The organism is Nocardioides malaquae (assembly GCF_015070385.1).
GTDB classification, from domain to species: Bacteria; Actinomycetota; Actinomycetes; order Propionibacteriales; family Nocardioidaceae; genus Nocardioides; species Nocardioides malaquae.
On record NZ_JADCSA010000168.1, the window covers coordinates 1 to 344 of the forward strand.

Genomic DNA, 344 nt, shown 5'->3' on the forward strand with positions numbered 1-344 from the left:
CCACCAGTTTAGCTCTTAACGGGTTCACGCCCTGTTGAACTCTCTCTTCAAGGTTCTGTTCAACTTTCCCTCACGGTACTTGTCGGCTATCGGTCTCATGCCGGTATTTAGCCTTAGATGGAGTTTACCACCAGCTTTGGGCTGCATTCGCAAACAACCCGACTCCGAGGAGACGGTGCCCCGGGGCGACGAGGGCCGCTACCGGCCTCACACCGTCCGCGGGTGGGAGCCTCTATCAGAAGGACTCAGGTCCCCGATCGACACCCGGGCGGCTGCCGTCTCCTGCTAGCCACACTTCCCCCGCCACGTCCCCTCGTAGCCATGGCAGGCTGGGTGCCCAAGAG

General features: G+C 61.0%; 1 rRNA gene. It reads right to left on the reverse strand.

Annotation, left to right across the window (positions count from 1 at the left end):
• A 23S ribosomal RNA gene (locus IEQ44_RS15655) occupies nucleotides 1–344 on the reverse strand; the annotation flags it as partial.